Below are 25,656 nucleotides of genomic sequence, written 5' to 3'. Positions count from 1 at the left end.
GCTCGCAAGTCGCGGAAGACGTTAGTCTTCCTCACGCTTGAGGCTGAGAGACTTCAAGGCGGAGAAGGGCGAAATCTCGGTCGGCTCAGGCGGCTGGACGAACACCGCGCCCGGCTTGCGAGGGAAAGGATCCAGTTCCAGAGCCAGATGTTCCACCACATAGCCCGAAACATCGATCATCTCGCCTTCCAGGACATCGGGCGGATCGTCGCCGTCCGGGTCGGCGCCCAGGTCGCCGAACTCCTCCTGAGGTGCGTTCTGGCTGTTCGCCGGCAGGACTTTCAACGAAAAGCGCGCGTCAATCGGCGTTTCGAAATCGTCGGCGGTCGCGCTGCAGGTCTGAACAACCCGCGCACGGAGAATCCCCGAGATACTGGCGCCATCGAGCCAGGAGGACAGGTGGACCTCGGCGCTGAGCGCTTCCAGACTGACCAAGCTGAGTTGCTTGGCGATCGCCTTGCGCTGCTCAGCACAAGGCTCAAGCCGCAAGCTGACGGCGCCGCGATCCACTTGCGCTAGGGAAATCTCACAGGGCCAGGCTGTGGTCAGGGGTTCGGCCAAGTCACGTCTCCTTGCAGCAAGGCGTCCAGCGGCTGAGCCGCCAGCGCTTCGCGCACCTTGATCACATACGTCGTCAACGCCGCCGCGTCGCCCTCGCTGCGCTCCTCCAACGCGGTGCGCGCGATGAATTCGCGCGTCGCCGTGGTCTCGGGAAGGCCGCCTATGGCGTCGTCATAGGCCTTGAGGCGTCCATAGAAGGCGCCCGCCAGCTTCTTCATCTTCTTGCCGACTGCGGTGTCGGAGACGCCAATCTCGCGGAAGGCGTCGTCGAGCCCCTTCACATAGGCGTCGAACACAGCTTGCGAGGCCTCGGCCGCCGCCTCCCCCTGTCCCTTCAGTCGCTCGACCAGAAAGATCACATGCAGGCTGAAGAGCTCGAAGCGTCCCTCCAGCGAGTCACGGACGCCATAGTCGCGATAGAAGGCCGCCGATCGAGCCTGCCCGACAGCGGACGCATAGAGCTTGGCGCCGGCCAACTTGGCGGGTCTCGGCTTCAGCCACCTATCCAGAAACATTCAAACGCCTCGATTTCGCCGCGACATCCCGCTATGCGCGGAGTCCGCCTTCACGCGGGCATTGAACTAAGCCCGCGCGAGCGATAGGTCAAAGTCTGCATTTTTCCGGTTCGGAGCCTTGATGTCTCGCCCCGCCGTTTTCGTCGCCGCCGTCATGGCCGTGGCGCTCGCTTCTTCGGCGTGCACGCCGCTGACAAGCTATTCCGGTTTCCAGGCCATCGAGGCCAAGCCGGCCGAGATGAAAGTCGGCGAGGACAGCAAGTCCACCCTGATGGAGAAGCTCGGCTCTCCGTCGGCGGTTTCGACCTTTGACAACAACACCTGGTACTACATCTCGCAGACCACCGACCGCGTGGCCTTCTACATGCCGCGCGTGATCAAGCGCGATGTCGTCGCCATCAAGTTCAATCCCGCTGACGAGAAGGTCGCGTCGGTCGACACCTACACGCTGCAGGACGGCAAGGTGATCGCCTACAACGGCCGCGAGACGCCGACCCGTGGCCGCGAGATGACCATTCTCGAGCAACTTCTCGGCAACGTCGGTCGTGGTGGCATGCTGCCGCAGGACGACACGGCGCCGGGCCAGCGACCAGGCGACCGATAGACCTAAGTCGACACGTCGCGACAATAGAGAGGCCGCTCACCAGCAGGTGGGCGGCCTTTTTCGCGCCCAGGTGAGCCCGCCGCGAAAAGCACCACCCAGGCTGGTGAGTTGAACTGCGACACTTTACTCTAAATCCCAGATTCACCCTCACGAACCAGCTTGGCCGGCCTCGGTTGAAAGACTCTATCAACTCAATCCAGCCAATCATCGACTCCAGCCGCCAAGATTTCGCGGCGCGAATTCACGGCCGCGAGGGAGGCGCTCTGTGGAGGGAATGGATTTCCGCGATGTGTCGGTCCTGCTGGTCGATGACAACGCGAACATGCGCAAGGTTGTCGGCACGATGCTGAAGGCGGCAGGCGTGCGCCGGATCCGTGAGGCGAATGATGGACTCGAAGGGCTGAAGATCTTTCAGACTCAGGAGATCGACATCATTTTCACCGACCTGATGATGCAGCCCGTGGATGGTCTTGCATTCATCCGCTGGATCCGGACATCGACGGCAAGCCCGAACCACTTCGTGCCGATCATCATGATGACGGGTCACGCGACCCAGCGCACCCTGAACGAGGCGCGCATGGCTGGCGTGACAGAGTTCCTGGCCAAGCCGTTGACCGCGCGTGGCGTGATGCATCGCATCAACGAGATCGTCAACAATCCTCGCCCCTTCGTGCGCGCCAGCGAATATTTTGGCCCCTGCCGCCGGCGGAGGATCGACCACGACTTCCAGGGCGTCGAGCGCCGCGGGGCGGCTGCGGCTGCGGCTCAGGCCCCGGTCCAGGACGCGCTTGAAGAGATGGACCTCGAAGACATCTACTAGGCCCGCGCTGACCACAGGCGTCCAGATCAAAGCAGAACGCCCCGGAGCAGGCTCCGGGGCGTTCGCCTTTATGACTGGCCCTCTGAAAGATCAGACGCCGTGGGCCAGGACCGCGAGAAGCAGCAAGGCCACGATGTTGGTGATCTTGATCATCGGGTTCACGGCGGGACCCGAGGTGTCCTTGTAGGGGTCGCCGACGGTGTCGCCGGTGACGGCCGCCTTGTGGGTTTCCCCGCCCTTCTTGTGCAGGACGCCGTTCTTGTCGGTGAAGCCCTCTTCGATCACCTTCTTGGCGTTGTCCCAGGCGCCACCACCGCTCGTCATCGAGATGGCGACGAACAGGCCCGTGACGATCACGCCCATCAGCATGGCGCCGAGGGCTGCAAACGCGTCGACCTTGCCGGCGATGGCCTGGATCACGAAGAAGAGCGCCACCGGCGAGACGACCGGCAGTAGGCTGGGCAAGATCATCTCGCGGATAGCGGCCTTGGTGAGGATGTCCACGGCCTTGCCATACTCCGGCTTGACCTCGCCGGTCATGATGCCGGGGTTCTCGCGGAACTGACGGCGGACCTCGGCGACGACCGACTCGGCCGCACGGCCGACGGCGGTCATCGACAGGCCACCGAACAGGAACGGCAGCAGGCCGCCAAACAGCAGACCGACCACGACATAGGGGTTGGACAGGTCAAACGTCACCGCGCCCATGCCGTGGAAGAAGCTACCTGGGGCGGCGTTTTCCGAGAAGAACTTCAGGTCCTCGGTATAGGCGGCGAACAGCACCAGGGCGCCCAGACCGGCAGAACCGATCGCGTAGCCCTTGGTGACGGCCTTGGTGGTGTTGCCCACGGCGTCCAGCGCGTCGGTCGTCACGCGGACTTCCGGCGGCAGGCCGGCCATTTCGGCAATGCCGCCTGCATTGTCGGTCACGGGGCCGAAAGCATCGAGGGCGACGATGAAGCCGGCCAGCGACAGCATGGTCGTAGTGGCGATGGCGATGCCGAACAGGCCCGCCAGGTTATAGGTCACCACGATGCCGACAATGATCGTCAAGGCCGGCAGGGCCGTCGATTCCAGCGACATGGCCAGGCCCTGGATCACGTTGGTGCCGTGACCCGAGACCGAGGCCTGCGCCACCGACTTGACCGGACGGAAGCCGGTGCCGGTGTAGTACTCGGTGATCATCACGATCGCGGCGGTGACGACTAGACCGGCCAGACCGCAATAGAACAGCGCGTCGGCGCCATAGGAGCGACCGTCCACCTCGACGGCGGTCGGCACCAGCTGGTGGATCACGTACCAGACGGCCGGGATCGACAGGACGCCGGTCACGATGAGGCCCTGATACAGAGCGCCCATGATGTTCTGGCTCTTGCCCAGACGCACGAAGAACGCGCCGATGATCGAGGTGACGATGCAGACCGCGCAGATCGCCAGCGGCAGCAGCATCATCGCACTGACGGCCTCGGTCCCGCGGAAGAAGATCGCCGCCAGCACCATGGTGGCGACCGTGGTCACCGCGTAGGTCTCGAACAGGTCGGCGGCCATACCGGCGCAGTCGCCGACATTGTCACCCACATTGTCGGCGATCGTCGCGGCGTTGCGAGGATCATCCTCCGGAATGCCGGCCTCGACCTTGCCGACAAGGTCACCGCCCACGTCGGCGCCCTTGGTGAAGATGCCGCCGCCCAAACGGGCGAAGATCGAGATCAGCGAGGCGCCGAAGCCCAGCGCGACCAGCGAGTCGATGACCACGCGACCGGTCGCCTCGTGGCCGGTGGCCAACAGGACGTAGTAGTAGCCCGCCACGCCCAGCAGGGCGAAGCCGGCCACCAGCATGCCCGTCACGGCGCCGGAGGTGAAGGCCATCGACAGACCCTTGGCGAGGCTCTCGGAGGAGGCTTGTGCGGTCCGCACATTGGCGCGAACCGAGATCAGCATGCCGGCGAAGCCCGCCGCGCCCGAAAGGATCGCGCCCAGCGCGAAGCCAACCGGTTGCTCCCAAGATTTGAAGAAGAACGCCAGAGCGGCGATCACCACCACGCCGACGATGCTGATCGTCGTGTATTGGCGCTTGAGATAGGCCTGAGCCCCTTCCTGGATCGCCGCAGCGATCTCCTGCATACGCGCATTGCCAGCCGAGGCTCGCATTAGACTCGCTGTCTGCACGGCGCCGTACAGCACCGCCAGAAGCCCGGCCCCAATAGCCAGATAAAGCCAAAGACTCATTAGTTCTTCGCCCCTTCGCGTTTCTCAATCACGAGGGGACGCCGATCCGGGGAGAATGGAATGACGCACGTCAAACCCGCCACCCCGATCGACGGGCGGGCCTTTTGGCCTCATGCCCCTCGATGCTCCCTAAATGACACCCGGAACAGTGTCATTCCAACGAGACTGTCAGATGGCTGGGGGGTGCGCAACCCGGCTCGAAACAAGCGTTTGTCGCTGAGGAACTGGGCCAGAAAGCCCGCCTAGGGGCGAACGATGTCGCGATCGACCTGTATCGCCGCGCTGGCCTTGGGAGGCATCAGTTGCTGTCGGGGGATCTGTTTCACGATCTCGACCGAGGCGACCTTGCCCTTACCGAACAGAACAGCGCACTGGCTCAGCACAAAGGCCGTGAGACGTGGCCCGTCCACTTCTTTCCAGGTGTCGGCGCGCGTGAAGGGAGTCTTGTGCGCCGCCCGCACGATCGCGTCCCGCAGGGCTGGCTCCTTGTCCTTGAAGGACTCGACTTCCGTTCCGGAGGTCAACTTGAGCGTCATCGCCACGAAGACGTAGTTGACGATCCTGCCATTGGCGATGATCGGGATGGTCATCGAGCCCAGCTTGTAGGTGGGGTCGAGCGCCTGCTTGCCGTCATCCTTCTTCTTTTCGGAGGCCAGGGCGGGGCTGGCCAAGGCGGCCAAAGCGCCACAGGCGGCGGCCAAGAGGATGCGGCGCGTGGGGGTGTCTGGCGAGGTCATGGCCCCTCCCCTAGCATCCAAGGCCTTGAAATTCGCCTAACCGCAGCCGTGCGGCCCTTTCCGATCCGATTGACTCACTCAGATCGGATAAAAAGGGCTCCATCTCAGACATTCAGAGCGCTTCTCGATCCGATCACCGTTTCCTACGGATCGGCAAATGCTCTAGCCGTGAAGCCAGCCAAGCCGAGAGGGTGTGACGTCACGCCCCTTGTAGTAGGCCGAGACCCCCTCGCCTTCGACAAACTCGCCGATCTCGCTGACCTTCACGCCGGCGGCGGCAGCCGCCACGCGGAAGGCCCAGGCCTCATTGGGGTCAACCGCACAGACGATCTCGTAGTCATCGCCACCGGACGCCAGGGAGATCCGTCCCTCGACCTGTTCGGGCTGTTGATCCAGCCAGGCTTGCGCACCCGGCGAAAGCGGCAACCGCTCAAGATCGACCCGCACCCGGCAGCCGCTGGCCTTGGCGATATGGCTGCTGTCGGCCAGAAGCCCGTCGGAAACATCGGCGGCGGCCTTGGCGTGAACGCGCATGGCGTCGCGGAGGGTCACGCGCGGTTCCGGCTGGCGATAGCGGCGCAGCATGGCTCCATCGGCGTCCATGACCTCGCCCCACTGCGCCAGAAGACCCAGCCATCCGTCACCGATCGTACCGGAGACCATCAGGCGGTCACCAGGCTTGGCGCCCCGGCGAAGGATCGTCTCGCCCTGCGGCGCCCAGCCCAGGAAGGTCGCCGACACGACGAGCGGACCGGAGGTGGTGACCGTATCCCCGCCCAGCAGGGAAATGTCGAACAACGCACCGTCCTCGGCCAGCCCTCGGGCGAAGGTCTCTCGCGAGGCGACGTCGGAGCCGGAAGGCCAGCCCACGGCGAGGAAATAGCCATAGGGCTCGGCCGCCTTGGCGGCGAGGTCGGACAGATTGGTGCGAAGCAGCTTTCGGGCGACGACATCCAAGGCCTCTTCGGCCAGGAAGTGAACGCCCGCGACCATGGCGTCCTTGGTGATCACCAGGTCGTATCCCGGCCTGGACGGCAGCACCGCCGCATCGTCCAGAAGATCCAGAGCGACAGGGTCGCCGCGCGTCAGCGGCCGCAGCAACCGCGCGATATGATCGAATTCAGTCGGCGGCGCCGCAGCGGGGGCCGCAGCGTCGTCTTCAGCGAACCAGTCTTCTTCGTCAGTCTCGTGCATCACGGGCGATCGCGTCGAGGGCGCCATTGATGAAGCCTGACTCGGGACCTTCAAAAAAGGATTTCGCGATCTCTACATATTCATTGATGACCACCTCGGTCGGAACGTCCGATCGGTACATCAGCTCGAAGGCCCCGGCGCGCAGCACCGCGCGGGCCGTCGCATCCAGTCTTTCCAGTCGCCAACCGGACGCCAAACGCTTGACGATGCCCTGGTCGATCTTGGCTTGATTGGTCACCACGCCGCGCGCGAGGTCGGCGAAGAAGGTCTCGTCAGCCGCCGCGAGCTGCTCGCCCTCGACGTCGCGGTCGAAGCGATGCTCGCCGAACTCGCGGATCACCGAATCGACGCCGGCGCCCGAGACTTCCATCTGATACAGCGCCTGGACGGCGGCGAGACGCGCCACCGAGCGCGGTTGGATACGGTTGCCGCTCATCGGGCCTGTCCCAGCAGTTGGCGCTTCAGGCCGATGGTCTCCAGGCAGGCTTTAGCGGCCGCGCCGCCGCGATCACCTTCGCTGACCCGGGCGCGGCTCAGGGCCTGGGCCTCTTCATCAACGGCCAGTACGCCGAATCCGATCGGCAGACGCTTGGCCACGCCAAGGTCCTGCAAGCCACGAGCGGTCTCGTTGGCGACGAGTTCGAAATGGTAGGTTTCGCCGCGGATCACAACGCCCAGGGCGACATAGCCATCATAGCGCACGCCGACCGGACGGTGCCCGGCATCCTCAGCCATGGCGATCACGGTCGGAATCTGCAGCGCGTTCGACACGGTGATCACGTCGTAATCGGCGCCCTGCGCCTCGATGGCTTGGGTGGCTCCGCGCAGCAGTTCGTCGGAGATCCCCGAATGGCTTCGGCCCTCCACGATCAGCAGGCGGATTTTGTCTTCAACCATCTAGCTCAACTCTCCACGGGCACGCGCGCCGCGCGCCCCTACAAACACACATCAGGATTAACGGACTATAGCTCTTCTTCGCCACCGTCGCTCAGACCCTCTTCGGTCAGGAACTTGGCGAAGTCGCTGGTTTCCTTGAAATCACGGTAAACGGACGCGTATCGGACATAGGCGACGTCATCGAGCGATTTCAACGCCTTCATAACCATCTCGCCCACCGTCGACGACGGCAGCTCGGTTTCGCCCATGCTTTCCAGCTGCCGAACGATGCCGTTGACCATCCGTTCGACGCGCTCGGGGTCGACCGGACGCTTCTGGGTGGCGAGGCCGACCGAACGCACCAGCTTGTCGCGATCGAACGGGGAACGGCGCCCAGAGCGCTTCACGATAATCAGTTCGCGAAGCTGAACGCGCTCGAACGTGGTGAAACGTCCACCGCACTCAGGACACATCCGCCGACGCCGGATGGCCGCGCCGTCTTCCGACGGGCGGCTATCCTTGACCTGGCTTTCGGCATGACCGCAGAACGGGCAACGCATGATCTAGCCCCCTCCGCGGCGCAATCACCCTATTAGTTGTAGATCGGGAAGCGACCCGTCAAGGCCAGCACTTCTTCGCGAACCTTGGCCTCGACGGCGGCGTTGCCTTCCGGACCATTGACCGCCAGGCCGTTGACGACCTCGCCGATCAGCTCGCCAACGCGCGTGAACTCGGCTTCCTTGAAGCCGCGCGTCGTACCAGCCGGCGTGCCCAGGCGAATGCCCGAAGTGATCGTGAACGGCGCAGTGTCGAACGGCACGCCGTTCTTGTTGCAGGTCATGTAGGCGCGCTCGAGGCTGTGCTCGGCGTCGCGGCCGGTCACGCCCTTCGGGCGCAGGTCGACCAGCATCAGGTGGCTGTCGGTGCCGCCCGAGACGATATTCACGCCCGACTTCAGCAGCGCCTCGGCCAGGGCCCGCGCGTTCGCGACAACTTGTCGCGCATAGTCCTTGAACGAAGGCTGCAGCGCTTCACCGAAAGCGACGGCCTTGGCCGCGATGACGTGCTCCAGCGGGCCGCCCTGCAGGCCGGGGAACACCGCCGAATTGACCTTCTTGATGATCGCTTCGTCGTTGGTCAGCACCAAGCCGCCGCGCGGGCCGCGCAGCGTCTTGTGCGTGGTCGTGGTGACGATGTGGGCGTGCGGGATCGGGTTGGCATAGGCGCCGCCGGCGATCAGGCCGGCGTAGTGCGCCATGTCCACCATCAGATAGGCGCCGATCGAGTCGGCGATCTCGCGGAACTTGGCGAAGTCGATCTCGCGGCTGTAGGCGCTGCCGCCGGCGATGATCAGCTTGGGCTTCTCGCGTTGGGCGACCTCGGCGACGCCGTCATAGTCGATCAGCTGGTCCTGCTGGCGGACCGAGTAGGAAATCGGCTTGAACCACTTGCCCGACTGGTTGGCGGGGCTGCCGTGCGTCAAATGGCCGCCGGCCGCGAGGTCCATGCCCAGGAAGGTGTCGCCCGGCTGCAGCAGCGCCATGAACACCGCTTGGTTGGCCTGCGAGCCCGAGTGCGGCTGAACATTGGCGAAGCCCGCGCCGAACAGCGCCTTGGCGCGCTCGATCGCGATCGTCTCGATCTCGTCGACATATTCGCAGCCGCCATAGTAGCGCTTGCCCGGATAGCCTTCGGCGTACTTGTTGGTCAGGATCGAGCCCTGGGCCTCAAGCACGGCCTTGGAGACGATGTTCTCCGAGGCGATCAGCTCGATCTGGTTCTGCTGGCGACCCAGCTCGCGACCGATGCGATCGAAGATGTCGCGGTCCGCGGTGGCGAGGTCCGCGCCGAAAAAGGCGCTGAGGTCGGTTTGGGTCATCACGCTCTCCTGGCGTTGCGGGGAGTCGGCAGAGGCGCCCTCTTTAACGGGATAGGCGCGGCGATCAATCTCGGAACCACTCGAGATGTTGCGCGTTGTCGACCGGCAGGGCGCATCTGGCCCCTGCGCGAACGATGACGATAATAACAGGAGTGGGGTATCTCATGGCGTCTCAGGGCGGCGTAAACACGGACACGACGATCGAGAATGACGTCGACATCCTGGGACTCAGCGCCGAGATCGTAGCGGCCTATGTCGGTCAAAATACGGTCGCTCAAGCGGCCATCCCAGACCTGATCCGGACCGTCCACGGGGCGCTGGCCACGCTCAACGACGGCGTCGAGGCGCCCAGGCCCGCAGAAAAGGCCAAGCCCGCCGTTCCCGTAAGCCGTTCGGTGCAGCACGACTACATTGTCTGCCTCGAAGACGGCAAAAGGCTGAAGATGCTGAAGCGCTATCTGCGCTCGCACTATGACATGAGCCCCGAAGACTATCGTCGCAAATGGGGCCTGCCGCCGGAGTACCCCATGGTGGCGCCGGCCTATGCGGCCAGACGTTCGGATTTCGCCAAGCAGATCGGCCTGGGCAAGGGCGTGCGACGAGGCAGCTGAGCCATCATCCAGGCGCACAAACGCCGCCGGTTTCCGGCGGCGTTTTTCGTTTCCAGAGCTTTGCGGGCGTCCGAAGCTGAAGGTGCGCGTCTTCCTTCTAGGCCGCGTAGCCGCCCATCCGGGCGACGTTGCAGTGGGCCCAAAGCTTCTCCATCGCCGCGACCAGCTTGCGCATCATGTCGTCGGTATGGAACGGCGTCGGGGTGAAGCGCAGGCGCTCGGTGCCACGCGGCACGGTCGGATAGTTGATCGGCTGCACATAGACGCCGAAATCGGCCAGCAGCATGTCGCTGATCATCTTGCAGTGGACGGGATCGCCGACCAGCACCGGAACGATGTGGCTGACGCTGTCCATAACCGGCAGGCCCGCCGCCTTGAACATGGCCTTCAGGGTCGCCGCGCGCTCCTGGTGGATCTCGCGAACCTCGGGGTGCTGCTTGAGCCAGCGGACGCTGGCCAGCGCACCGGCCGTCAGGGCCGGCGGCAGAGACGTCGTGAAAATGAAGCCCGAAGCCATCAGGCGAATGGCGTCGATCACCTCGGCGTCGCCGGTGATGTAGCCGCCCATCACGCCGAACGCCTTGCCCAACGTGCCTTCGATGATGTCGATCTCGCCCATCAGGCCATCGCGCTCGGCGACGCCGCCGCCGCGCGGGCCATACATGCCGACCGCGTGAACCTCGTCGAGATAGGTCATCGCGCCGTACTTCTTGGCCAGGGCCACGGTGCCGGCGAGGTCGGCGATGTCGCCGTCCATCGAATAGACGCTTTCGAAGGCGATCAGCTTGGGCGCGTCAGCCGGCGCTTCGGCCAGCAGTTGCTCGAGATGCGCCAGGTCGTTGTGCTTGAAGATCTTGCGCGGACCACCGCCGTTGCGGATGCCGGCGATCATCGAGGCGTGGTTCAGTTCGTCCGAGAAGATGATCAGGCCAGGCAGAATCTTCTGGACCACCGAGAGCGTCGCCTCGTTCGAGACATAGCCCGAGGTGAACAGCAGGCCGGCTTCCTTGCCGTGCAGATCCGCCAGTTCCTGCTCCAGCAGGACGTGGTCATGGTTGGTGCCCGAAATGTTGCGCGTACCGCCGGAGCCCGAACCATGCTCGTCAACGGCGGCCTTCATGGCCTCCAGAACCACAGGATTCTGACCTTGTCCGAGATAGTCGTTGCTGCACCAGACAACGACTTCGTGTTCCGAACCGTCCTGGCGCGTCCAGGTCGCGCGCGGAAACTGGCCGCGCTGACGCTTCAGGTCGGCGAACACCCGGTAGCGACCCTCTTCGCGGATCTGCTCAACGGCGCTGCGGAACGCGGCTTTGTAGTCCATTTCGATCTCTAAACCGCCGCCCCATCGGGTCGACGATCCCCTAAGTCCAGGCCCGGCTTTTCGCACCTGTGGCCCGCAGTGTCCATCTAAGGGCGTTTACCTAGCAAATCGAAAGGCCTGATGGCCTTGATCGAGTTTCTCGATACACGCCCTGAACCATCATCTCTTGGCCGATTCAATGCAGATCGGCCACCCTTCCGCGCAGTAACTCGATGACGGCCGAGAAGTCCTTGCCGCCAAAGCCGTTGGCGTCGAACAGCGCGTAGAGCGCCTCGGCCTGCGCCCCCATCGGCGTCGAGGCGCCGGCCTTGGCGGCGGCTTCCTGAGCCAGCTTCAGGTCCTTCAGCATCATCGCCGAGGCGAAGCCGCCCTCGTAGCCGCGATCTGCGGGCGTCTGCGGCCCCACGCCCGGCACCGGGCAGTACGAGGTGATCGACCAGCACTGGCCCGAAGACTTGCTGGCGATCTCGAAGAAGCGGTCGGCCGCCAGGCCCAGCTTCTCGGCCAGGGCGAAGGCCTCGCAGGTCCCCAGCATCGAGACGCCCAGCAGCATGTTGTTGCAGATCTTGGCCGCCTGCCCCGCCCCATGGTCGCCGGCGTGGATGGTCACGCGCGACATCGGCGCCAAGGCGGCCTCCACGGTGGCAAAGTCGCTCGCCTCGCAGCCGACCATGAAGGCCAGGGTTCCCGCCTCTGCAGCCATGATCCCGCCGGACACCGGCGCGTCGGCGAACCGGAAGCCGGCCTCTGCGGCCTGCCGGGCCACGACGCGGGCGCTGTCCACGTCGATGGTCGAACAATCGATCAACAGCGCGGATTTGGGCGCATTCGGGAGGATCTGCTCGGCGTAGACCGCGCGCACATGCGGCCCTGCCGGCAGCATGGTGATGACGATCTCGGCTTCGGCGACGGCTTCAGCGACCGAGGCGGCCGCCAGACAACCTGCTGCGACAGCACGCTCCACTGCGGCAGCTGAAAGGTCGAAGGCGCGGACCTGATGCTGGGCCTTCGCCTGATTGGCGGCCATGCCGCCGCCCATGTTGCCAAGGCCGATAAAGGCGATACGCGTCATCGAAGAACTCCCTGCAAAAGCGAACCGCGCCTCATGGGCGCGGCTCTTATCGTTGATTTTAATCAGCTTTCTTAGCGCGCCGGCTTGCGGAACTTGTAGACGAACTGGTCGGTCTTTCCGCGAATGCCGGCGTCATAGACGTTGGCGGCGCGCGGATCGGCGGGATTGCGCAGCACCCGCGTCTCGCCCTCGAAGACGAAACCCGCCGCCATCACCTCAGCCTTGACCACCGCAGGGTCGATCCGGTGAAGCGTCTCGGTGTCCCGCAGGCCCGAACCCGCGTCGGCGACATGGTCGAGCACCAGATAGACGCCGCCGGGCTTGAGCGCCCGGAACACCTGACGGTTCACCACGCCAAGGTTGGCCGGGCCCATGAACTTGTTGTGCATGTCGTGGTAGTTCTGGGCCGTAAACACGAGGTCCAGCTTCTCCGGCGCACCAAAGTTGGGAAGCGTGTTCAGGATGACCTGCACGTTCGAATAGACCGGATCGCGCGCGATCGCGTTCACCGCAGGCTCGCGCTTGGCGAGCTTGGTCAGTTCATCGGGCACATAGGCGTAGACCTTGCCCTTGGGCCCGACAGCCTTCGAGAAGATCCGCGTGAAGTAACCACCGCCCGGGATCAGGTCGGCGACCTTGGCGCCGCTCTTGACGCCCGCGAAGGCCAGCACCTCCCCGGGGTGACGATCCTTGTCGCGGATCATGTCGGCGGCGGGACGCGACGGATCGCTGAGCGCGGCCGCGATATTGGCCGGCAGGGCGATCGCAACCGGCCCCGACGGCGGCGGAGGCGGAGGTCCCATCATCGGCTGGCTGGCGCAGGCCGCCAAACCCAGTACAGCGACGAGACTTAGCAGCGGCTTACGCATGGCAATCCTTCCGAACCGACGTGTTCTTGTTTCCGGGCACGTTAGCGCACGACGTCCGCTACGTCAGCGGTGTCCACTCTTCGCCCGGCGGAAGAGGTGCAAAAATCTCGGCCAGTGCGGCGTCCGTGACATCCTCGACCCGCGCCGGCGACCAGCGTGGAGCGTTGTCCTTGTCGACGATCACGGCCCGCACGCCCTCGATGAAGTCATGCTTCATCACCACGCGCGAGCCGATCCGGTACTCCATGGCCATGTTGTCGGCGAAGTCCTCCATCGCCGCACCGCGTTTCAACTGCTCGAACGCCACCTTGAGGGTCTGGGGCGACTTGGTCTTCAGGACCTCCAGCTGCGCCTTGCCCCAGTCGCTGGAGTCGAGGGTCAGGAACTCGAAGATCTCCTCGACGCTTTCGCCGACGAACAACCGGTTCAGATCCTGTTCGAAGCCCAGGAGCGAGGCCTTTCCGGCGTCGGCGCGGTACTTGCGCAGCGTCTCCTCGATGCGGCGCGGATCAGCGATGATCGCCTTCTTCAGGCCCTCCACCGCGCCGAACTCGACGAAGTGGGTGGCGATGCCCAGGCGCATGCAGTCCGCGCCCTTGATCCGCGCACCGGTCAGGGCCAGCCACAGCCCCGCCTTCCCGGGCAACCGCGGCAGGTACCAGCCCCCCCCGACGTCCGGGAACAGGCCGATGCCCGTCTCCGGCATGGCGAAGGTGGTGCGCTCGGTGGCGATCCGGATGTGGGCCGGCATCGAGATCCCGACACCACCGCCCATCACGATCCCGTCCATCACCGCGACGACCGGGGTCTCGTAGGTGAACAGCAGGTGGTTCAGCTGGTACTCGGTGTGGAAGAACCGGCGCGCCTCAACGCCGTCCTTGGCGCCGCTGTCGGCCAGCATGCGGATGTCGCCGCCGGCGCAGAAGCCGCGCTCGCCCGTATGGTCGATCAGGACCATGTAGATTTCGGGATCGTCCTGCCAGTCCAGCAGCGCGCCGATCATGGTCTCGCACATGCCAAGCGTCAGGGCGTGCAGCGCCTTTGGCCGATTGAGCGTAATGCGGCCGACGTTTTTCTCGACGCGGATCAGGACTTCGGGGTCTTCGGTCATCACTTTAGTCCTCGGCGAGTTCGTCGATGGGCTCGCAGTCGAAACGGTCGATCTGACCCTTCGCGAGACGGAAAACCGCGTCCTGGGGAATGTCGAGCCGCAGCGTCTCTTCCCGCGCCAGCCCGGCATAGGCGCCGCGCAGCAGTCGGCCGGCCACGCCATGGCTGACGACGATCAGGCGGCGCTCGGGTTCTGTGGCCTGCTCACTCAGCCAGGATGTCAACCGGACCATCATGGCCTCATAGGTCTCGCCACCCGGCGCCTGGAAGCCCCAGGCGTCGTCGCCGACAAGGTGAGGATTCTCGCCATGCACCTCTTCGCGCAGGCGCCCGGACCATTCCCCAACATCGATCTCGACAAGACGCTCGTCGAAATCGACGGCTAGTCCCAGATGCTCGCCGATCGCCTCGGCAGTGTGACGCGCCCGGCGCAGCGGGCTGGCGACCAGTCGCCAGGGCGCCGGCGGTTCGCGTCGCACGAGGTCACGCAGCAACTGACCCATGGCCTGGGCCTGCATCAGGCCCAGCGGCGTCAGATCGGACTCCGTCCGTCCCTGCAGTCGCCCCTCGCGATTGTGGAAGGTCTGGCCGTGACGACAGAGATAGATCATCCGACGCTCATTGGCGGAACATCTCGCGGGCGATGATGACGCGCATGATCTCGTTGGTCCCTTCCAGGATCTGATGCACCCGCAGGTCGCGGACGAGGCGCTCCAGCGGATAATCCTGGAGGTAGCCGTAGCCGCCATGCAGCTGCAAGGCGTCATTGGCGACCTGGAAGCCCGCGTCGGTGGCGAAGCGCTTGGCCATGGCGCACAGCTTGGTCGCTTCAGGGTGCTTGCTGTCCAGCGCGTGGGCGGCGCGACGCACCATCAGCCGGGCGGCCTCTAGCTCGGTGGCCATGTCGGCCAGCTTGAACTGCAGCGCCTGGAAGTCCTTCAGCGGGCGGCCGAACTGGTTGCGGGTCTCCAGATACGCCTTGGCGGTGTCGAGCGCGAACTGGGCCCCGCCCAGCGAGCACGAGGCGATGTTCAGGCGACCGCCATCCAGACCCATCATGGCGAAGCGGAAGCCTTCGCCTTCCTGCCCGATGCGGTTGGCGACCGGCACGCGGCAGTTGTCGAAATTGACCTGAGCGGTCGGCTGGGCGTTCCAGCCCATCTTCCGCTCATTGGCGCCGAAGCTCAGCCCCTCCATGCCCTTCTCGACCACGAAGGCCGAGACGCCCTTGGCCCCCTCGCCGCCCGTACGCGCCATGACGACATAGATGTCAGAGACACCACCGCCCGAAATGAAAGCCTTGCCGCCGTTGAGGACATAGTGGTCGCCGTCAAGCTTAGCGGTTGTGCGCATATTGGCCGCGTCCGAACCCGAGCCCGGTTCGGTCAGGCAGTAGCTGGCGATCAGCTCCATGGTCGTCAGGCGCGGCAGGTAGCGCTGGCGCAGATCGTCCGAGCCGAAGCGGTCAATCATCCACGACGCCATGTTGTGGATGGTGAGATACGCGGCGACCGGCACATCGCCATAGCTGAGCGCCTCGAAAATGATCGAGGCGTCGAGCCGTGACAGGCCCGAGCCGCCAACATCTTCGTTCACATAGATGCCGGCGAAGCCCAGCTCGGCCGCCTGGCGCAGCACGTCGACCGGGAAGTGCTTGTTTTCGTCCCAGTCGGCCGAATGCGGGGCAAGCTGTCCTTCGGCGAAAGCGCGGGCGGCGTCCTGGATTGCGACTTGATCTTCGTTCAGCGCGAAATCCATGCGCACTTCCTCCCGTTCGGGGCAGAACCGCCCTCGCCTCTTTGATGGCTGACGTGCCGCGCCGGCGACGCGGTGTCAATCATGCGCCACCGCCATTTCACTGCATCATGGAGACTATCGGAACGCCGGAGCTCAATGTGACCTGAAATCCTCCGTTACACGGTGTGAATCGCCTGTTGGAGCGCACCCCCTTGATAACCATGGCCTTTCGCTCCAAATGCCCTGCTCCGGGGTGGCGTCCTCAATCATAATCCTTTGCACTGACTATTATGCGTTTCTTCAAACTCGTACTGGCGGCCTTGACGGTCGCCCTGGCCATGACCGCGTTCGTCGCGCCCGCCCATGCTGGCGGCGACATCACGCGTAGCTATGGCGTCTGGCGGAATCCGAAGAATACGGTCCATCTTGAGATCAAGAACTGCGGCGCGGCCACGTGCGGCGTCGTCGTGTGGGCCAGCGCCAAGGCCGAGGCCGACGCGCGCAAGGCCGGCGCCGACACCCTGATCGGCAAGCAACTGCTCCGCGAGTTCGAAGCGCAGAACAACGGCTCGCTCAAGGGCCGTGTCTGGGTTCCCACCCTGCGGGTCACTCTGGTCGGCACCGCCGATGTGCTCGACGCTCGGACGATGCGCGCCAAGGGCTGCGTGATCGGCAACCTGTTCTGCAAGTCGCAGATCTGGACGCGCCTGGACGGCGGGTCGGTCTTGGCCTCTCGCGCCGCCCCATAGCGGACTTTGCTCGTGAACGCGCTTGATTAAGCGCAAAACACGGGCGACCCTCCAAGTGTACGTCGATAACCTAGACGCCCGTCAGAGGCGTCCGGTCGACTGGCCGCAAAGCGGCCAACACGGGAGGAACGGGCATGGCCGAGGCGGCGACGCTTCAGAAGACCGCGCATGGCGCGGCGACACAGCACTTCGATGTGATCATCGTCGGCGCCGGCATCTCCGGCATTGGCGGCGCCTATCACCTGACGACGCAAAGACCCGGAACGCGGTACTGCGTTCTAGAGGCCCTCGATAGCTTCGGCGGCACCTGGCTGACCCACACCTATCCGGGCATTCGCTCCGATAGCGACCTCTATACCTTCGGCTATCGCTTCAAGCCCTGGGTCGGCCCGCCGATCGCCACGGCCGCCGAGATCCTCAGCTACATGGGCGAGGTGATCGACGAGAACGGCCTGGCTCCGCACATCCGCTATCGACGTCGCATCAGCTCAGCGCGCTGGTCGTCCAAGGACAAGCTCTGGTCGCTGCAGGTGACCGGCCCTGACGGCGTCGAGACCTACACCACCAACTTCCTCTGGATGTGCCAGGGCTATTATCGCCACTCGGTGGGCTACACCCCCGAATGGCCAGGCATGGCGGATTTCGGGGGCAGTATCGTCCACCCGCAAACCTGGCCCGCAGATCTCGACCTGAAGGGCAAGAAGGTCGTCGTCATCGGCTCGGGCGCTACCGCCGCCACCTTGGTCCCCAACATCGCCGGCGATTGTGAGCACGTGACGCTGCTGCAGCGCTCGCCGACCTATTTCGTCCCCGGCCGCAACGAGAACGAGCTGGCCAACACCCTGCGTCAGTTGCAGGTCGACGAAGCCTGGATCCACGAGATCGTCCGCCGGAAGGTGCTTTTCGACCAGCACGACTTCACCCGCCGCGCGATCGAGGAATCCGACGCCGTGAAGGCCGAGCTGCTGGAGGGCGTGAAGATGTTCCTCGGCGAGGACTTCGACATCGCCAAGCACTTCACGCCCCGCTACCGCCCCTGGCGCCAGCGGATCGCCTTCGTGCCCGACGGCGACCTCTTCCAGGGCGTCGCCTCGGGCAAGGCCAGCGTGGTCACCGACGAGATCGAGCGCTTCACCAAGACCGGCCTGCTGCTCAAGTCTGGCGAAACCCTCGACGCCGACGTGATCATCACCGCCACGGGCTTTGACCTGTCGGTGCTGGGCGACATCGCCTTCGAGATCGACGGCCAGCCGCTCGACTTCGCCAAGACGGTCACCTACCGGGGCATGATGTTCACGGGCGTGCCGAACCTTGTCTGGGTGTTCGGCTATTTCCGCGCCAGCTGGACGCTGCGGGCGGACTTGATCGGCGACTTCGTCTGTCGCCTGCTGGCGCACATGGAAAGGACCGGAGCCCGTCAGGTCGATGTCGCCCTGCGGCCCGAGGACAGGGACATGAAGATCGGGAGTTGGATCGACCCTGAGGACTTCAATCCCGGCTACCTGATGCGCAACATGCACCTCCTGCCAAAGGCCGGCGACAAGCCCGAATGGCGTCACACCCAGGACTACTGGACCGAGAAGGACCTCTTCCCGACCATCGACCTTACCGACGCGGCGTTCCGCTATTCGTGAGGCCGCTTAAGGGCGTCTCGGTCTTGCCTAGGCCGGCGGCGCGGTTCACATCAACGCCATGACCACGCCGCCCCTCGCCCCCTATCCGCACACCCGCCTGCGCCGCGTGCGCCAGAGCGACTGGGTCCGTCGCCTGGTTCGCGAGACTGAGGTGCGTCCGTCCGACCTGATCTGGTCGATGGTGGTGCACGAGGGTGAAGGGACGATCCCGGTCGCCTCCATGCCCGGCGTCGAGCGCCTGTCGGTCAAGGAAGCCGCCAAGGCCGCCGTCCGCGCCCGAGATCTGGGCATCCCGGCCATCGCCATTTTCCCGCATATCGACGGGTCGCGGAAGGACGCGGCCGGCTCGATCGCCGCTGACCCGGACGGGGTGATCCCCCGCGCGGTCAAGGCCATGAAGGACGCCGCCCCCGAGGTCGGCATCATGTGCGACGTGGCGCTGGACCCCTTCACCGACCATGGCCACGACGGCGTCGTCGAAGGTGGCAAGATCCTCAACGACGCCACCATCGAGCGCCTGATCGAACAGGGCCTGATGCAAGCGGAAGCCGGCGCCGACATCCTGGCGCCGTCCGACATGATGGACGGCCGCATCGGCAAACTGCGCGCCGCGCTGGAAGCCGCCAGCTATCAGGACGTGATGATCATGTCCTATGCCGCCAAGTACGCCTCGGCCTTCTATGGCCCTTACCGCGACGCGATCGGCTCGGCCAAGCTCTCGGCTGGGCAGGGCGACAAGAAGACCTACCAGATGGACCCGGCCAACACCGAGGAGGCCATCCGCGAAGTCGCCCTCGACATCGCCGAGGGCGCCGACATGGTCATGGTCAAGCCGGGCATGCCGTATCTGGACATCCTGCGCCGCCTGGTCGAGGAGTTCCGCATGCCCACCTACGCCTTCCAGGTGTCAGGCGAGTACGCGATGATCATGGCCGCCGCCCAGAACGGCTGGATCGACAAGGACCGCGCCATCCTGGAAAGCCTGACCGCCTTCAAGCGCGCTGGCGCGGCCGGGATCATCACCTATTTCGCCCCCTGGGCGGCGGAGAAGCTGGGGGCTTGAACCGCGTCCTCGACATCGTCACCGCCGTCATCCGCGATGCGGAGGGCCGGCTGCTGCTGGTCCGCAAACGCGGGACCGCGATCTTCATGAAGCCCGGCGGCAAGCGCGATGCGGGCGAGGACGACCTGGCCACCCTGGCCCGCGAGCTGCGCGAGGAGCTGGGCTGCGAGCTCGTTTCCGCCGAGCTGTTGGGTCACTTCAGCGCCCCGGCCGCCAATGAAGCCGGCTTCACGGTGCAGTCGGCGACCTATCTCGCCGAGGTGACGGGCGAGATCAGCCCGCGCGCCGAGATCGAGGAACTGGCGTGGGTCGATCCGGCTGCGCCAGGCGATCGGCGTCTGGCGCCGCTGCTGACCGACGCTGTCCTGCCGGCCCTGCGCGCGCTAGCCTAAGACCGCGCGGCGGCGACGACCTGATCGATCCGCTCCTGGATCAGCGCCTGAGCCAGCTCGCGCGCCCGGCCCGAAGGGCGACCCAGAAGTTCGCTCAAGGTCGGGCCGAACAGCCCCACACCGACGGCCAGGATGATGTTCAGCAGGATGAAATCGACGACCGCGTCGCGATTGGGCACGGCCTCGCGGGCCACGCGGGTGTCGATGATCTCGTCGACGACATCGCGCACCAGGGTCATTCGCTTGCCCTCGCCGGTCATCTCCAGCCAGGCGGCTAGGCGCGCCGCGCCCTTGGCCTCGAAGGCGTCGAACAGGGCCTGAGCGCCCATGCCGATATACGAGCCCTCCTTCTGGATGACGGCGATCACCTTGTCGGCCAGCTGACGGATCATCCGCTCCATCAGCGCCGCCTCGACGCCGGCGATCGAGCCGAAATGGTGGATGACATTGGCGTGGACCACGCCGGCGGCCTTGGCCACGTCGGCCAGCTTCAGGGCCTGGGGCCCCTGCTCGACCAGGATCGCCTCGGCGGCCGCCAGGATGTTCTCGCGCGCGGCCTCAGGCGAGCGACGCACGCGCGGGGCGCGGATAGGCGAGACCTCTATTGACATTTTTGTCAGTACAACCAAATCTCAGGAGCAACAGGGGCTGACCAAGCCCCAACTCGGCCAAGGATACAACGCCCATGACCGCTGCGACCCAAGCCAAGCACACGCCTGACGACCTTTCCGTCGCCCCGCGCGACATCCGCTTCGACCTGACCTCGGCCCAGAAGGGTCACTGGCTGGGCGGCGACCCGGTCGGCACCGCGGTGTTCAACGCCCTGTCGCTGACCTTCCCCGACGGCGAGCGGATGTTCATGGACGCGGTGAAGGCCTATCGCGACCGCCTGTCGGGCAAGCTGCTCGAAGACGCCAAGGGCTTCATCGCCCAGGAAGCGATCCACTCGCGCGAGCACCATCACCTCAACAGCCTGATCGACCGCGAGCGCTATCCGGTCGCCGAGATCGAGGAGACCATTCGCGGCCGCGTGAAGATGGCCCGCGAGCGCGGGCCGATGGCCATGCTGATCTCGACCATCGCGCTGGAGCACTTCACGGCCATGATGGCCGAGATGCACGCCCGTCACCGCAACCTGTTCGACACTACCGACCCCGAGATCGAAAAGCTGTGGCGCTGGCACGCGGTCGAGGAGACCGAGCACAAGGCCGTGGCCTATGACGTCTTCCTGGAGGTCACCAAGGACTGGTCGCCGTTCAAGCGCTACATGATCCGCTGCCGGGCGATGGTGCTGGTCACCATCATGTTCACCCGCAACATCAGCCGCTACGCCGCCCGCCTGCTGGAGGCCGACGGCTATACGCCCAAGGCGGCGCTGAAGGCGGTGAAGCGCTTTGTCTGGGGCGATCCGGGCATCTTCCGCCGCGGCTGGAAGACCTATTTCGCTTGGTACCGCCCGGGCTTCCACCCGTGGGACCAGGACGACCGTCCGCTGGTCGCCGACTGGATGGCGGAGTTCAACGCGGCGGCGGTGCGGGCTTAGGGGTCAACACATCCGATCTCCCCGTCATCCCGCGCTTTATGCGCGGGACCCATTTGTCCGCCGCAGGTGCGAGGAACACTTACGCTCTCACGCGGAAGCTGAACCATGGGTCCCGCGCATCAAGCGCGGGATGACGGGTTTTGTATGGGGGGAGGTTTTCCCTACCCCCCAATCAGCCCAAAGTCCGCCACCTGGCCCATCGCATCCCGCACCGCCGCCAGCGTGCGCAGGCGGTTTTCGCGGTGTTCAGGCTCGTTGACGAAGACGCCGTCGAGATAGGCGTCGACCGGGCCGCGCAGTTCGGCCAACTGGGTCATGGCGCCGGTGAAGTCTTCCTTGGCCAGAGCGTCCTTCAGTGGTTTGTCCAGCAGACGCAGGGCGTTGTAGAGGCCCACCTCGGCGGCGCTGTCGGCGGCCGGTTCGGCGGGCGCGCCGGTCGGCAGGGCGCCCTTCTTCTCCTCGGCCTTGAGGATGTTGGAGGCGCGCTTGTAGCCGGCCATCAGGGTCTTGCCGTCGTCGGTCTTCAGGAAGCCGTCCAGGGCCTCGACCCGCGCGACGATGCGCGCCAGATCGTCATCGCCCAAGGCGAACACGGCGTCGACGAGGTCGTGTCGCTTGCCTTGATCGCGGAGCGTGACCTTCAGGCGATCGGCGAAGAAGGCGATGACGCCACCAACCACGGACGAAGCACTGGGCTCTTCTCGCTCATCAAGGCTGAAGGGGCGATGTTCGGCCTCAGCTTCAGACGCACGCTTAAATGCCGGCGTAAGGGACTGATTGAGCGACACGCGCAGGCCGTTCTCCAGGATAATCCGGATAACCCCCAGCGCCGCGCGACGCAGCGCATAGGGGTCCTTGGAGCCCGTCGGCTTCTCGTCGATCGCGAAGAAGCCGACCAGCGTATCCAGCTTGTCCGCCAACGCCACCGCCACGCTCACCGGCGCGGTCGGCACGGCGTCCGAGGGGCCTTGCGGCTTGTAGTGGTCGCGCACGGCGTCTGCGATCTCGCCGTCCAGGCCGAAGGTGCGGGCGTAGTAGCCACCCATGATCCCCTGCAGTTCGGGGAACTCACCGACCATCTGCGAGGCCAGATCCGCCTTCGCAAGCCGTGCAGCTTCCTTGGTCTTCTCGACATCCGCGCCGACCAGCGGCGCGATCTCGCCGGCCAGGGCGACGATGCGCTCGACGCGCTGGGCCATCGTCCCCAGCTTGGCGTGGAAGGTCACGCCGTCCAGCTTCTTGAGCCACGGCTCGAAGCCGACCTTGACGTCCTCGTCCCAGAAGAAGCGGGCGTCGGAGAGGCGCGAGGACAAGACCTTGGCGTTGCCGGCCGCGATCACCGCGCCGCCGTCGGCCGCCTGGATGTTGGCGATGGTGATGAAGTGCGGGGCCAGGCCCTCTTCGCCGGCCTTGCGGACGGCGAAGTACTTCTGGTGCGTGCGCATCGAGGTGCGGATCACCTCGGGCGGCAGGCTGAGGAACACCGGGTCCATGTCGCCCAGCACCGGGGTCGGCCATTCGGCCAGGCCGGCGACTTCGTCGAGCAGGCCCTGGTCTTCGACCAGTTCCAGGTGACGCGCAAAGCACAGGGTCTTGCAGCCCTCGAGGATGCGCTGCTTGCGCTCCTCGACGTCGAGCACGACGAAGTGCTTTTCCAGGCCCGCGACATACTCGTCGAAGTCCTTGGCCACGAACGGCTTGGCCTCGCCCATGAAGCGGTGGCCTTCGGTGATGTCACCGCTTTCGATACCCTCGATCGCGAACGGCACGACCTCACGGTCCAGCACGCACAGGATGCGCTTGAGCGGCCGCACCCAGCGCAGCTTCTTGGTGCCCCAGATCATCGACTTGGGCCAGGGGAAGCCGCGCACGATGGCCTCGACCATCTCGGCGATGATCTCGGCGGTCGGGCGGCCCTTCTTTTCGATGAAGGCCATATAGACGCCGTCGCGCTCGACCAGCTGGTCTTGCGTCAGGCCCGCCTTGCGCAGGAAGCCTTCCATGGCCTGCGGCGGGGCGCCGACGCGGGGCCCTTTGAGCTCTTCCTTGCGGTCGGCCTGGGCCAGCGGCAGGCCTTCGGCCACCAGGGTCAGGCGACGCGGGCCGGCGAAGGTCTTCAAGGCCTCGGGCAGGAAGCCGGCGGCGGCCAGGTGCTCGCGCGCCATGCGCTCCAGGTCCTTGGCGGCCTGGGCCTGCATGCGGGCGGGGATCTCTTCCGAGAACAGTTCGAGGAGAAGTTGGGGCATCTTAACTTACGCGGCTTCCTGCTGCTCGACCCAGGCGCTGGCGCACATCTTACAAAGGTCGCGGATGCGGCCGATGTAGCTGGCGCGCTCGGCGACGGCGATCGCGCCGCGGGCGTTCATCAGGTTGAAAAGGTGGCTGGCCTTGAGGACCATGTCGTAGGCGGGCAGCACCAGGGCCTTGTCCTGGTATGAGCGCGCCAGCATCAGCGGCACCTGCTCTTCCATCTGCTCGAACTGCTGCTTAAGCACGGCCACGTCGAAGCCGTGGAAGTTGGCTTCCGACTGCTGGCGCTCGTTCTCGAGGAACACGTCGCCATAGGTCGTCGCGCCCAGGGGCGAGTCCGGGTCGTTGAACGGCAGGTCATAGACGTTGTCGACGCCGAACACGTACATGGCCAGGCGCTCCAGGCCATAGGTCAGCTCGCCCGCCACCGGGTTCACGTCCAGGCCGCCGACCTGCTGGAAGTAGGTGTACTGCGACACCTCCATGCCGTCGCACCAGACTTCCCAGCCCAGACCCCAGGCGCCGACGGTGGGGTTCTCCCAGTCGTCCTCGACGAAGCGGATGTCGTGGGTGCGCAGGTCCAGGCCGATCGCTTCCAGCGAACCCAGATACAGGTCCTGCATGTTCTCGGGGTTCGGCTTCAGGATCACCTGATACTGATAGTAGTGCTGCAGGCGGTTGGGGTTCTCGCCATAGCGGCCATCGCCCGGACGGCGCGAGGGCTGCACATAGGCCGCGTTCCAGACCTTGGGGCCAAGAGCGCGCAGCACCGTGGCCGGGTGCAGGGTCCCCGCCCCCACTTCCACGTCGTGCGGCTGCAGGATGACGCAGCCCTGCCGGCTCCAATAGTCATGGAGCGTCAGGATCAGGCTTTGGAAGGACTTGGGTTTTTCGCGCGACATCGATCGAAGCAGGCCTAGAAAAAGTCGGCGGACCATAGGGCTCGCCGTCCGGGGCTTCAAGCGATGTCCTTGCCGGAAAAGGCCTTATTTGGCGCGGGGCGCGGTGTGTTCGCCAGCGCTCGGCGGCGGCGAGCCTGCAGGGCGCATGGATCGGGATCGCGCTCGCCCCGGTTGGCGGTTCTCCGCCCCCTGGGCCAAGGCGCGAACCCGACACTCGCCAAACCCCGTCGATCGAAAACGCTGAAATCTGATGCAGTCGCGATCATCGTCGCTCAGCTTTTGGGCGCCTCGCCCATTTCGTTTCCAAAACCTTGCTGGCGCGCCCCGTCATGGAACCGTCGCCGATAGCGTGATCGCGCCGGGGAAACGATGCAGCGCGTAAGGGCGGCGTCGGCGGTGATCACAAAACGGGGGCGACATCGCTCTCGAACAATCAAGCAAATCAAGCCCGCGTCTCGGCGGGCCGGAGTAAGGCGGATGAAACTGATCATAGCGGTCGTCAAACCCTTCAAGCTGGACGAGGTGCGCGAAGCGCTCGTCGCGGCCGGCGTTGAAGGCCTGACGGTGTCTGAAGTGAAGGGCTACGGCCGCCAGAAGGGCCAGACCGAGATTTACCGGGGCGCCGAGTACCAGGTGAATTTCGTGCCGAAGGTGAAGCTGGAGGCCGTTGTCGACGACGCCTCGGCCGCCAAGGCCGTCGAAGCCATCAAGGGCGCGGCCGCCACCGGCAAGATCGGCGACGGCAAGGTCTTCGTCCTCAATGTCGAAGAAGCCGTCCGCATCCGCACCGGCGAAACCGGCTCGGCCGCTCTGTAACGCATCGGGAAAAGGGGATACCGACGATGAAACTCACCTTCAAACCGCTGGCGGGGCTTATGCTCGCCGCGACCATCGCGGGGGCTCCGCTGGGGGCGACCGCTTTCGCCCAAGAGGCCGCGCCCGCGCCGGCCGCCGCCGCGCCCGCCGAGGCCGCGCCGGCTCCGGC

The 25,656-nt window shown here is 65.3% G+C and carries 28 protein-coding genes and 1 pseudogene; 9 read left to right on the top strand and 20 right to left on the bottom strand.

Translation table 11 applies throughout. The features are described from left to right. Nucleotides 1–21 precede the first annotated feature (21 nt). Together CVUC_RS03170 and CVUC_RS03165 are read right to left on the bottom strand one after the other, a co-directional pair. Nucleotides 22–561 carry a YceD family protein gene (locus CVUC_RS03170; RefSeq protein ID WP_096032992.1) on the bottom strand — a complete coding sequence of 180 codons (540 nt, stop codon included), beginning with the start codon at nt 559–561 and terminating at the stop codon, nt 22–24. Further along, on the bottom strand, nt 546–1,076 hold the full coding sequence (locus CVUC_RS03165) for a ubiquinol-cytochrome C chaperone family protein (protein WP_010919243.1): 531 nt from the start codon (nt 1,074–1,076) through the stop codon (nt 546–548). The genes CVUC_RS03170 and CVUC_RS03165 overlap by 16 nt, the downstream gene beginning before the upstream one ends. Before the next feature lie 121 nt (nt 1,077–1,197). Here CVUC_RS03165 and CVUC_RS03160 point away from each other — a divergent pair, with 121 nt between their 5' ends. Both CVUC_RS03160 and CVUC_RS03155 read left to right on the top strand, forming a co-directional pair. Continuing rightward, a complete protein-coding gene (locus tag CVUC_RS03160; protein ID WP_096032991.1) occupies nt 1,198–1,680 on the top strand; it encodes an outer membrane protein assembly factor BamE in 483 nt (160 codons plus the stop codon). Between the two features lie 265 nt (nt 1,681–1,945). Continuing rightward, a complete protein-coding gene (locus CVUC_RS03155; RefSeq protein WP_164468104.1) occupies nt 1,946–2,500 on the top strand; it encodes a response regulator in 555 nt (184 codons plus the stop codon). Nucleotides 2,501–2,590: 90 nt separating this feature from the next. Here the strand turns inward: CVUC_RS03155 and CVUC_RS03150 are convergent, their stop codons facing one another. The 7 genes from CVUC_RS03150 to glyA form a co-directional block, all read right to left on the bottom strand. Next, nucleotides 2,591–4,729: a sodium-translocating pyrophosphatase gene (locus CVUC_RS03150; RefSeq protein WP_096032989.1), complete on the bottom strand. Its 2,139-nt coding sequence runs from the start codon at nt 4,727–4,729 to the stop codon at nt 2,591–2,593. Between the two features lie 242 nt (nt 4,730–4,971). Next, nucleotides 4,972–5,466, bottom strand: coding sequence for a hypothetical protein (locus tag CVUC_RS03145; protein WP_024265705.1), 495 nt, complete (start codon nt 5,464–5,466; stop codon nt 4,972–4,974). Nucleotides 5,467–5,628: 162 nt separating this feature from the next. Beyond that, nucleotides 5,629–6,687, bottom strand: a complete 1,059-nt coding sequence (gene thiL, locus CVUC_RS03140) for a thiamine-phosphate kinase (RefSeq protein ID WP_010919238.1) — start codon at nt 6,685–6,687, stop codon at nt 5,629–5,631. Next, nucleotides 6,647–7,096 (bottom strand): transcription antitermination factor NusB, encoded by a 450-nt coding sequence (gene nusB / locus CVUC_RS03135; protein WP_010919237.1) that lies wholly within the window; start codon nt 7,094–7,096, stop codon nt 6,647–6,649. The genes thiL and nusB overlap by 41 nt, the downstream gene beginning before the upstream one ends. Then, nucleotides 7,093–7,557: a 6,7-dimethyl-8-ribityllumazine synthase gene (ribH, locus tag CVUC_RS03130; RefSeq protein ID WP_096032988.1), complete on the bottom strand. Its 465-nt coding sequence runs from the start codon at nt 7,555–7,557 to the stop codon at nt 7,093–7,095. The genes nusB and ribH overlap by 4 nt, the downstream gene beginning before the upstream one ends. 65 nt (nt 7,558–7,622) lie before the next feature. Continuing rightward, nucleotides 7,623–8,096, bottom strand: coding sequence for a transcriptional regulator NrdR (nrdR, locus tag CVUC_RS03125; protein WP_010919235.1), 474 nt, complete (start codon nt 8,094–8,096; stop codon nt 7,623–7,625). 32 nt (nt 8,097–8,128) lie between these two features. After that, nucleotides 8,129–9,415: a serine hydroxymethyltransferase gene (gene glyA / locus CVUC_RS03120; protein WP_012640217.1), complete on the bottom strand. Its 1,287-nt coding sequence runs from the start codon at nt 9,413–9,415 to the stop codon at nt 8,129–8,131. Nucleotides 9,416–9,579: 164 nt separating this feature from the next. On the opposite strand from glyA, the gene CVUC_RS03115 reads away from it, so the two are divergent. Next, nucleotides 9,580–10,026 carry a MucR family transcriptional regulator gene (locus tag CVUC_RS03115; protein WP_024265704.1) on the top strand — a complete coding sequence of 149 codons (447 nt, stop codon included), beginning with the start codon at nt 9,580–9,582 and terminating at the stop codon, nt 10,024–10,026. A 97-nt stretch (nt 10,027–10,123) separates the two neighbouring features. On the opposite strand, the gene hemA is transcribed toward CVUC_RS03115, so the two are convergent. From hemA to CVUC_RS03080, 7 genes are all read right to left on the bottom strand, one after another. Next, nucleotides 10,124–11,350 carry a 5-aminolevulinate synthase gene (gene hemA / locus CVUC_RS03110; RefSeq protein WP_010919232.1) on the bottom strand — a complete coding sequence of 409 codons (1,227 nt, stop codon included), beginning with the start codon at nt 11,348–11,350 and terminating at the stop codon, nt 10,124–10,126. 175 nt (nt 11,351–11,525) lie between these two features. Continuing rightward, on the bottom strand, nt 11,526–12,479 hold the full coding sequence (mmsB, locus tag CVUC_RS03105; protein ID WP_233279814.1) for a 3-hydroxyisobutyrate dehydrogenase: 954 nt from the start codon (nt 12,477–12,479) through the stop codon (nt 11,526–11,528). 14 nt (nt 12,480–12,493) lie between these two features. Further along, nucleotides 12,494–13,291 carry a class I SAM-dependent methyltransferase gene (locus tag CVUC_RS03100; protein ID WP_096032986.1) on the bottom strand — a complete coding sequence of 266 codons (798 nt, stop codon included), beginning with the start codon at nt 13,289–13,291 and terminating at the stop codon, nt 12,494–12,496. A 58-nt stretch (nt 13,292–13,349) separates the two neighbouring features. Next, complete coding sequence (locus CVUC_RS03095; RefSeq protein WP_101685790.1) at nt 13,350–14,402, bottom strand: enoyl-CoA hydratase/isomerase family protein; 1,053 nt, start codon at nt 14,400–14,402, stop codon at nt 13,350–13,352. 4 nt (nt 14,403–14,406) lie between these two features. Beyond that, nucleotides 14,407–15,012 (bottom strand): histidine phosphatase family protein, encoded by a 606-nt coding sequence (locus CVUC_RS03090; protein ID WP_096032985.1) that lies wholly within the window; start codon nt 15,010–15,012, stop codon nt 14,407–14,409. Nucleotides 15,013–15,019: 7 nt separating this feature from the next. Continuing rightward, the gene (locus CVUC_RS03085; protein WP_164468103.1) at nt 15,020–16,165 is read right to left on the bottom strand and encodes an isobutyryl-CoA dehydrogenase; all 1,146 of its coding nucleotides are present in this window, start codon (nt 16,163–16,165) and stop codon (nt 15,020–15,022) included. A 91-nt stretch (nt 16,166–16,256) separates the two neighbouring features. After that, nucleotides 16,257–16,361 carry a hypothetical protein gene (locus CVUC_RS03080; RefSeq protein ID WP_101685789.1) on the bottom strand — a complete coding sequence of 35 codons (105 nt, stop codon included), beginning with the start codon at nt 16,359–16,361 and terminating at the stop codon, nt 16,257–16,259. A gap of 67 nt (nt 16,362–16,428) precedes the next feature. Between CVUC_RS03080 and CVUC_RS03075 the strand changes: the two genes are divergently transcribed. The 4 genes from CVUC_RS03075 (at nt 16,429) to CVUC_RS03060 (ending at nt 19,976) form a co-directional block, all read left to right on the top strand. Next, on the top strand, nt 16,429–16,887 hold the full coding sequence (locus CVUC_RS03075) for a DUF2147 domain-containing protein (RefSeq protein ID WP_024265702.1): 459 nt from the start codon (nt 16,429–16,431) through the stop codon (nt 16,885–16,887). A 134-nt stretch (nt 16,888–17,021) separates the two neighbouring features. Beyond that, nucleotides 17,022–18,521 (top strand): flavin-containing monooxygenase, encoded by a 1,500-nt coding sequence (locus CVUC_RS03070; protein WP_096032983.1) that lies wholly within the window; start codon nt 17,022–17,024, stop codon nt 18,519–18,521. A 58-nt stretch (nt 18,522–18,579) separates the two neighbouring features. Then, nucleotides 18,580–19,584: a porphobilinogen synthase gene (gene hemB / locus CVUC_RS03065; protein WP_096032982.1), complete on the top strand. Its 1,005-nt coding sequence runs from the start codon at nt 18,580–18,582 to the stop codon at nt 19,582–19,584. Beyond that, nucleotides 19,581–19,976 carry an NUDIX hydrolase gene (locus CVUC_RS03060; protein ID WP_096032981.1) on the top strand — a complete coding sequence of 132 codons (396 nt, stop codon included), beginning with the start codon at nt 19,581–19,583 and terminating at the stop codon, nt 19,974–19,976. Before hemB ends, CVUC_RS03060 begins: the two co-directional genes overlap by 4 nt. On the opposite strand, the gene CVUC_RS03055 is transcribed toward CVUC_RS03060, so the two are convergent. Further along, complete coding sequence (locus CVUC_RS03055) at nt 19,973–20,605, bottom strand: TetR/AcrR family transcriptional regulator (protein WP_164468102.1); 633 nt, start codon at nt 20,603–20,605, stop codon at nt 19,973–19,975. The two genes, CVUC_RS03060 and CVUC_RS03055, sit on opposite strands and share 4 nt — an antisense overlap. A gap of 56 nt (nt 20,606–20,661) precedes the next feature. Between CVUC_RS03055 and CVUC_RS03050 the strand changes: the two genes are divergently transcribed. Next, a complete protein-coding gene (locus CVUC_RS03050) occupies nt 20,662–21,519 on the top strand; it encodes a metal-dependent hydrolase (RefSeq protein ID WP_096032979.1) in 858 nt (285 codons plus the stop codon). Between the two features lie 23 nt (nt 21,520–21,542). Here the strand turns inward: CVUC_RS03050 and CVUC_RS20255 are convergent. The 3 genes and pseudogenes from CVUC_RS20255 to CVUC_RS03040 all read right to left on the bottom strand — a co-directional run. Further along, a pseudogene (locus CVUC_RS20255) lies at nt 21,543–21,626 on the bottom strand (hypothetical protein); the annotation flags it as partial. Between the two features lie 54 nt (nt 21,627–21,680). Then, entirely contained in the window at nt 21,681–23,765 is a 2,085-nt protein-coding gene (gene glyS / locus CVUC_RS03045) for a glycine--tRNA ligase subunit beta (protein ID WP_101685788.1), read from the bottom strand. Nucleotides 23,766–23,771: 6 nt separating this feature from the next. Beyond that, nucleotides 23,772–24,671, bottom strand: a complete 900-nt coding sequence (locus CVUC_RS03040) for a glycine--tRNA ligase subunit alpha (protein WP_096032978.1) — start codon at nt 24,669–24,671, stop codon at nt 23,772–23,774. Between the two features lie 477 nt (nt 24,672–25,148). On the opposite strand from CVUC_RS03040, the gene CVUC_RS03030 reads away from it, so the two are divergent. Further along, nucleotides 25,149–25,487: a P-II family nitrogen regulator gene (locus CVUC_RS03030; protein WP_010919216.1), complete on the top strand. Its 339-nt coding sequence runs from the start codon at nt 25,149–25,151 to the stop codon at nt 25,485–25,487. Nucleotides 25,488–25,656 lie beyond the last annotated feature (169 nt).

The organism is Caulobacter vibrioides (assembly GCF_002858865.1).
GTDB lineage: Bacteria > Pseudomonadota > Alphaproteobacteria > Caulobacterales > Caulobacteraceae > Caulobacter > Caulobacter vibrioides.
The sequence above is the reverse complement of the archived record's forward strand: the minus strand, read 5'-3'. Positions and strand labels throughout refer to the sequence as shown.